The following is a 6,179-nucleotide window of genomic DNA, read 5'->3' as shown; positions in this document are numbered from 1 at the left end:
GGGCGGGCCCACGAGGGTCCGCCCCTCGGCGCTCTTGCGCATGAGACGCGATACGGTGCTGGGATGAGTCCGGAGACGCAGCAGACGCACCGCATCGGACGGCTCCATTTCCGCTCGCTCGCATCGCCGTCGTCCTCCGGTCCGGTTTTCGTGCTCGTGCACGGCATCGGGATGTCGCATCGCTACCTCGCGCGGCTGCACCGCTCGCTGACCGCGAGCGGGAGCGTGATATCGGTCGATCTGCCCGGATTCGGAGGGCTGCCGAAACCCGCGCGCGACGTCGACATCGAAGAGATGGCGGATGGCCTCGCCGCTCTGCTCGACCGCATCGGCGCTGGGACCGCCGCGACCGGGCCGGTCGTGCTCGTCGGACAGTCGATGGGCACCCAATGGGTGGTGGAGCTCGCGGCGCGTCGGCCCGAACTCGCGCAGGCGGTCGTGCTGATCGGCCCGGTCGCCGATGAGCGTCGGCGCACCGTGCTGCAGCAGGCGGGGCGGCTCGCGCTGGACACGGTGCGAGAGACGCCGGGGGCGAACGCACTCGTGTTCGCCGACTACCTGCGGTGCGGCCCGCTCTGGTATCTCGCGCAGCTGCGGCACATGCTGGGATACCGGATCGAGGACCGGGTCGTCGGGGTGGAGGCGCCCGTGCTGGTCGTGCGCGGCTCGCGAGACCCCATCGCATCACTCAGCTGGTCCCGGCACCTGAGGGCCGCAGCGCAGCGCGCAGCGCTGGTCGAGATCCCCGGGCGAGCGCACAACGCGCAGCACACGGCTCCCGGCGCTGTCGCGTCCGCCGTCCGGCACTTCTGCGCCACGCACCTGGCGATTCGAACGCGGGAGGGTGAAGGGTGAGCGATCTGCTGCGCAGGGCGCTCTGGTGGGCGCAGGATTACGCCTACGCTGCCGCCTGGCAGGTGCGGGCCTTCGGCGGTCGCAACCGGCCGGAGGCGTACACCAGCGGCGCCGGCGTGCCGATCGTCGTGCTGCCGGGCATCTACGAGAGCTGGCGGTTCCTGCGCCCTCTGATCGAGCGAGCGCACCGCGACGGGCATCCCGTGCACGTGGTCGAGCCGCTCGAGCGCAACCTCAGCCCTATAGCCGACATGGCCGACCGAGTCGGGGCGTATCTCGCCGCACGCGACCTGCATGACGTCGTGCTGCTGGCGCACAGCAAGGGCGGCCTGGCCGGCAAGCTCGTGATGCTCGGCCCCCAGGGCTCGCGGGTGCGCGGGATGCTCGCCGTCGCGACCCCGTTCGGCGGGTCGCGGTACGCCCGCCTGATGCTCACCCGCAGCCTGCGCGCCCTCTCGCCGCGGCATCCGTCGATCGCCGCACTCTCCGCCCAGCATGAAGCGGATGCGCGGATCGTGTCGGTCTACGCCCGGTTCGACCCGCACATCCCGGAAGGCAGTGAACTTCCCGGCGCGAAGAACGTGCCGCTTGACACGGGAGGGCACTTCCGCGTGCTCGCGCACCCCCGCGTGATGGCCGAACTCGCGGCGCTGGCCGGCTGACGGGGCGCCCGACACCGTCGCCGGGCCGACGTGTCGTAAAGACGTCACGATGAGCGCCGGAGTGGGCCCGTTGGCATAATCGAGTGATATTCCGCAGAAGAAGGCGTGGCGATGGATGTTCTCGAGCTCTTGGATCGAATCGAAGCCGTCCTGCGTACGGCTCGCGCGAACGGCGACCCGGCCTTTGCGCCGCCCCTCCCCGGCCCGGCTGGCGGTTCATTGGGGACGGCGCTCCTGTCGCATGCCGAGGTGACCGAGCTGTTCGGCGAACTGCAGCTCGCCGCCACGGATTCGATCGACGCCCTCGACAACGGCGACTACTGCGCTGAGACGCTGGGCCAGAGTCCATCGCAGTCGGTGGCTCTCGCCACCGGCGTGCGATACCGCGTGGTGTACTCGACCTGGATCTTCGACGAAGACGCCCATCTGGAGGCCACGCTCAGCGCCATCGCGCAGGGCGAAGACGCGCGTGTGGCCGACCACGTCCCCTCTCGGGTACTCATCCGCGACCGCAGCGAGGTGCTCGTGATCGCGAAAGGCTACCCCGACAGCGAGCACCTCGGATTCCGCTCGGCGCATCCCGCGGTGGTGTCCTACTTCTGCGACCTGTTCGACACCGTGTGGGAGCGCGCTCTGCCGGTGACCGAGTCGAGACCTCATGCTGTCGGTCTGCTCAGCGCCGAGCAGCTCCAGATCCTCCGCTACCTCGTGCTGGGCCGCACCGATGCCAGCATCGCGCGCTCGCTGGGCGTGAGCGCCCGCACTGTGCAGCGTCAGATCCAAGCGATCCAGTTGCGGCTGAGCGCGCGCGGTCGCTTCCAGCTCGGTCTGCGGGTCGCACGGCTGCTTCCCGCTTTCAACCAAGACGCGGTGGACGGCGACGGCGCGGACCTCGACGATCTCTCGCCGGGATCCGCGCCGCGGTGATCCTCACGCCCGGAACAGGGCGCGTGGGTCAGTAGTGGGCGACCGCGCTCACGTTCGCGAAGTCCTTGACTCCGTGCAGCGCGACGTAGTTCCAGCCCGATGCCGGCCACTCGACCACGACCTGTTCGCCGTTGCCCGAGTTGGTCGAGCGCGCCACGTGGCTCTGCGGGCTCGGCCAGCCGTAGTGGCTGACGTACAGGTTGGCGTCACCGCTCCCGCCACCCGACGTGATGGTCAGGCGGGGAGTGCCGGCGGGCACCCAGACCATGAGGTAGCGGGATTCACCCTTCTTGGCCGTCAGTCCCATCCGTCCACACGCCTGACCGAGCAAGCGGGTGTCTGCGTCGGCGCACACCGGTACGGTCCAGGTGTCGCCACCGGGGTCAGGATTGCCGGCGTCGGGCGCCTTCACGGTGACCGTGCGCGACGTGGTGGCGGTCGCGCCCTTGTCATCCTTCACGGTCAAGGTGACGGTGAAGGATCCGGCCTGTGCGTAGGTCACCGACGGGTTCTTCTCGGTCGACGTCCTGCCGTTGCCGAAGTCCCAGGCGCGGCTCGCGATCTGACCGTCCTGATCACTCGACCCGTCCGTGAAGGTCGCGGTGAGGCCGTTGGTCGCGACGGTGAACGCCGCCGTCGGCGCCTGGTTCCGGGGCGGCTCACCGCCGCCGCCGAGGTCAGCAGAGCAGTTGCCCTGCGCGCACTCGGCGAGGAAGGCGGTGAACTCGGCGTCGTACGTGGTGCCGATGCCGTTCTTCAGGTAGTCGCGGGCTGCATTCCAGTTGCCCGACCGGTAGTTGCCGAGCACCGTCTGCAACTCGTTCGGGTGCTTGTTCAGCATGAAGGTCACCGCCAGGTAGCCCCACCGGTAGATGCGATCGGTGTCGTGGTCGTACGTCGTGTCGAAGAGCTGGCTGAGCTTGTACTGGCCTGTTGCAGCCGCCTCCTGCGCCGCGGTGTACGGCATCTGCCGGTAGTGGTACGAGATGTACTCGGCAAAACCCTCGACCCACCAGATCGTGGGAGTCGAGATGTTCTCGGTGAAGTCTCCGTGCATGTTGAAACGACCGTCGAGGTAATGCGTGTACTCGTGGTTCAGGTTCCAGATCGCGAACTCAGGGCGCAGCCAGTCGGCCTCATAGGCGATGAAGCGAGCCTTGTTGTTCGTCTTGGTCGGGTCACCCTCGAGGTACATGCCGCCATTGTTGGTGTCGATGCCGAACAGCGTGCCCGCGTAGGCCTGGTACTCCGTGCTCGAGTCGAACACGACAACCTCGATCTTCGTGTTCACGTCTCCGGGCACAGGGCCAGGGTCCTTGGCGACCGCGTGGAAGTATGCGTCCTGAGCGTTCAGGCTCGCGCAGCTGACGGACAACTGCTGCGCGTTCATGTCCTGGGCGCGGATCGTGATGCTCGGGCTGCACACGTGAGTGGTGGGCAGCACCTTGGCCTCGATACGCTCCTGCAGGTTGCAGGTGCCGTAGTAGCTGCAGTCGGTCTTGTCGTACCAGTCCGCCATCTCTGCGAGTGCCACCCACAGACCCGAGGTGGGTCCGTCGAGCGAGGTCTGGTCGAGCACAGCCTTCACCATCGGCTTCACCGCAGCCTTGATGGGCGCGTCGCCGAGGAACCGTCCGAGTTCGCGGCCCGCGTTCGTCACCAGGTAGGCGTTCTCCCCGGCGAGCAGGTCGGTGTGTCCGAGTGCGAAGTCCCGGAGCGTGGTGAGAAGTGAGGTGTCCGAGGCGACCTTCTGCACGAAGGCAGGCACCTGGTGACCTCGGAACAGCACGGTGAACGTGCCGTTGACCGCGTTCATCATCCACCACGACGAGTTGTAGCTGGCGTTGTAGTCGGTCAGCAGTCGCTTGACGACGTGGATGTACCGGTCGTTGAGCTCTGCCGAGTCGATCAGTGTGACCGCCTCAGACAGGGTCTCGCCGTTGGCGTCGGTGACGTCTTTGGACCGCGGGCTGTTGAAGAACTCATCCAGCGCTGCGCTGACGGCGCTGCGCAGGGCGGTGCCGAAGGCGGGGACACTCGAGTCGTACCACTGCACGTAGTACCCGGCCCGCAGGAACAGCACGAGCTGGGCGGCCGACCCGGAGTTGTCGCCGGTGTAGGACTGAGCGACGGCACGAAGGCCATTCGCCGCCGCGACCATCTTCGCCTCGGTGAAAATGGATGCCGCCTGCGAGCCCTTGACCGAGAACAGCGTGTTGACGCAGTCGGTCGTGCTGCCCTTGATCAAAGTGACCAGGGCCTGTCCTGAGGCCTGCGCGAAGTCGGCTGCGGTGCAGACAGCCGCGATACTCTTCCCGGTCGCGCGGGTCTGCATCGAGGGACGCTCCGGCTCGGCATCCGCCTCGCCGACGACAGTGTGCAGCGCGTCGGTATTGGCTGAGATCGGCGGAGTAGCAGACACCTCCTCTTCGCTCTGCGGGTCGACGAGTCCTGAGATGTACGACGGCGCCGCTTCGGAGTCGTCGTGGGTGGGAGCTGTGGCAGGTGTGCTGCCGAACGCCGCCGTCGGTGCGGTGAGGGCGAGCCCAGCGCAGACCGCGATGCTGAGGAGCATCGTTGCTCCCCTTTGCATCATCCGTTGTGTCATCGTGTCCTTCTTCCTGGCATTCTGGGGAGACTCGAGACCTCTGGCATGGGGTCTCATCGGGGAGGAGGCGCACCGGATTCCGTTTCGGTGGGGACGAACCTTGGCGCAGCCGCCTCCCGCCGTCACTGTGGCACAGCGGCAAATGCATGCTCAACGTCCGAAAGGCGCCATCACCAGAGGGACCGCAGCTGTCGTCAAGTCGCCAACGGGCGACGAGGATCCAAAAGGGCCGCCCTCCGGGACGGCCCTCCTGCTGGTGTGCCGGCGGTGGGACTCGAACCCACACGCCCTCTCGGACAGAGCATTTTGAGTGCTCCGCGTCTGCCATTCCGCCACGCCGGCCGACACACTGCGCATACGACTGTAGCGCAGCCGCGACGGCGCTCCGCGCCCGCTTTCCGCCGACGCACGCGCCCTTCGACTAGGATGGACGGGTGACTGAGCAAGAGCAGCCCGAGCAGCCCACGGCATCCGCCCCGCGTCGCGTCGTCGTCGCTGAGGATGAGTCGCTGATCCGCCTCGACATCGTCGAGATCCTGCGCGACAACGGATTCGACGTCGTCGGTGAGGCGGGCGACGGCGAGACCGCCGTGCAGCTGGCCACCGAGTTGCGGCCCGACCTCGTCGTCATGGACGTGAAGATGCCCCAGCTCGACGGCATCAGCGCCGCCGAGAAGCTGCACAAGGCGAACATCGCTCCCGTTGTGCTGCTCACCGCGTTCAGCCAGAAGGAGCTCGTCGAGCGTGCGAGCGAGGCCGGAGCCCTCGCGTACGTGGTCAAGCCGTTCACCCCGAACGACCTGCTGCCCGCCATCGAGATCGCGCTGGCCCGTCACGAACAGATCATCACGCTCGAGGCCGAGGTCGCCGACATGGTCGAGCGCTTCGAGACCCGCAAGCTCGTCGACCGCGCCAAGGGGCTGCTGAACGAGAAGATGGGGCTGTCCGAGCCCGAGGCTTTCCGCTGGATCCAGAAGGCGTCGATGGACCGTCGGCTCACCATGCAGGACGTCGCGAAGGCGATCATCGAGCAGCTCGCGCCCAAGAAATAGGCTCACCTTTCGCGAAGAGGCCCCGCCGATCGGCGGGGCCTCTTCGCTTTCCGTCAGGCGTCGACGGTCTTGATC

At 67.5% G+C, this 6,179-nt stretch carries 5 protein-coding genes and 1 tRNA gene; 4 read left to right on the top strand and 2 right to left on the bottom strand.

Annotated elements, in window-relative coordinates; translation table 11 throughout:
- Positions 1–63: 63 nt before the first annotated feature.
- From ACWGSM_RS13480 to ACWGSM_RS13470, 3 genes are all read left to right on the top strand, one after another.
- Positions 64–855 (top strand): alpha/beta fold hydrolase, encoded by a 792-nt coding sequence (locus ACWGSM_RS13480; RefSeq protein WP_452323425.1) that lies wholly within the window; start codon positions 64–66, stop codon positions 853–855.
- Complete coding sequence (locus ACWGSM_RS13475) at positions 852–1,517, top strand: esterase/lipase family protein (protein ID WP_452323424.1); 666 nt, start codon at positions 852–854, stop codon at positions 1,515–1,517. The genes ACWGSM_RS13480 and ACWGSM_RS13475 overlap by 4 nt, the downstream gene beginning before the upstream one ends.
- A gap of 249 nt (positions 1,518–1,766) precedes the next feature.
- On the top strand, positions 1,767–2,444 hold the full coding sequence (locus ACWGSM_RS13470; protein WP_452323423.1) for a LuxR C-terminal-related transcriptional regulator: 678 nt from the start codon (positions 1,767–1,769) through the stop codon (positions 2,442–2,444).
- Positions 2,445–2,472: 28 nt separating this feature from the next.
- Here ACWGSM_RS13470 and ACWGSM_RS13465 read toward each other — a convergent pair whose 3' ends face one another.
- Complete coding sequence (locus ACWGSM_RS13465; RefSeq protein WP_452323422.1) at positions 2,473–5,019, bottom strand: collagenase; 2,547 nt, start codon at positions 5,017–5,019, stop codon at positions 2,473–2,475.
- 292 nt (positions 5,020–5,311) lie between these two features.
- Positions 5,312–5,394 (bottom strand) — tRNA-Leu (locus tag ACWGSM_RS13460).
- A gap of 92 nt (positions 5,395–5,486) precedes the next feature.
- On the opposite strand from ACWGSM_RS13460, the gene ACWGSM_RS13455 reads away from it, so the two are divergent.
- Entirely contained in the window at positions 5,487–6,104 is a 618-nt protein-coding gene (locus ACWGSM_RS13455) for an ANTAR domain-containing response regulator (RefSeq protein WP_071644465.1), read from the top strand.
- The last annotated feature ends 75 nt before the right edge of the window (positions 6,105–6,179 follow it).

Source organism: Microbacterium sp. NPDC055521 (genome assembly GCF_053619695.1).
Note: the sequence above shows the minus strand (reverse complement) of the source record. Positions and strands in the feature narration are given on the sequence as shown.

What these genes read in the sequence shown, in the direction of transcription:
- ACWGSM_RS13480 (WP_452323425.1), top strand. Translation starts at nt 64, where the DNA reads ATGAGTCCGGAGACGCAGCAGACGCACCGCATCGGACGGCTCCATTTC.
- ACWGSM_RS13465 (WP_452323422.1), bottom strand. Translation starts at nt 5,019, where the DNA reads ATGCTCCTCAGCATCGCGGTCTGCGCTGGGCTCGCCCTCACCGCACCG.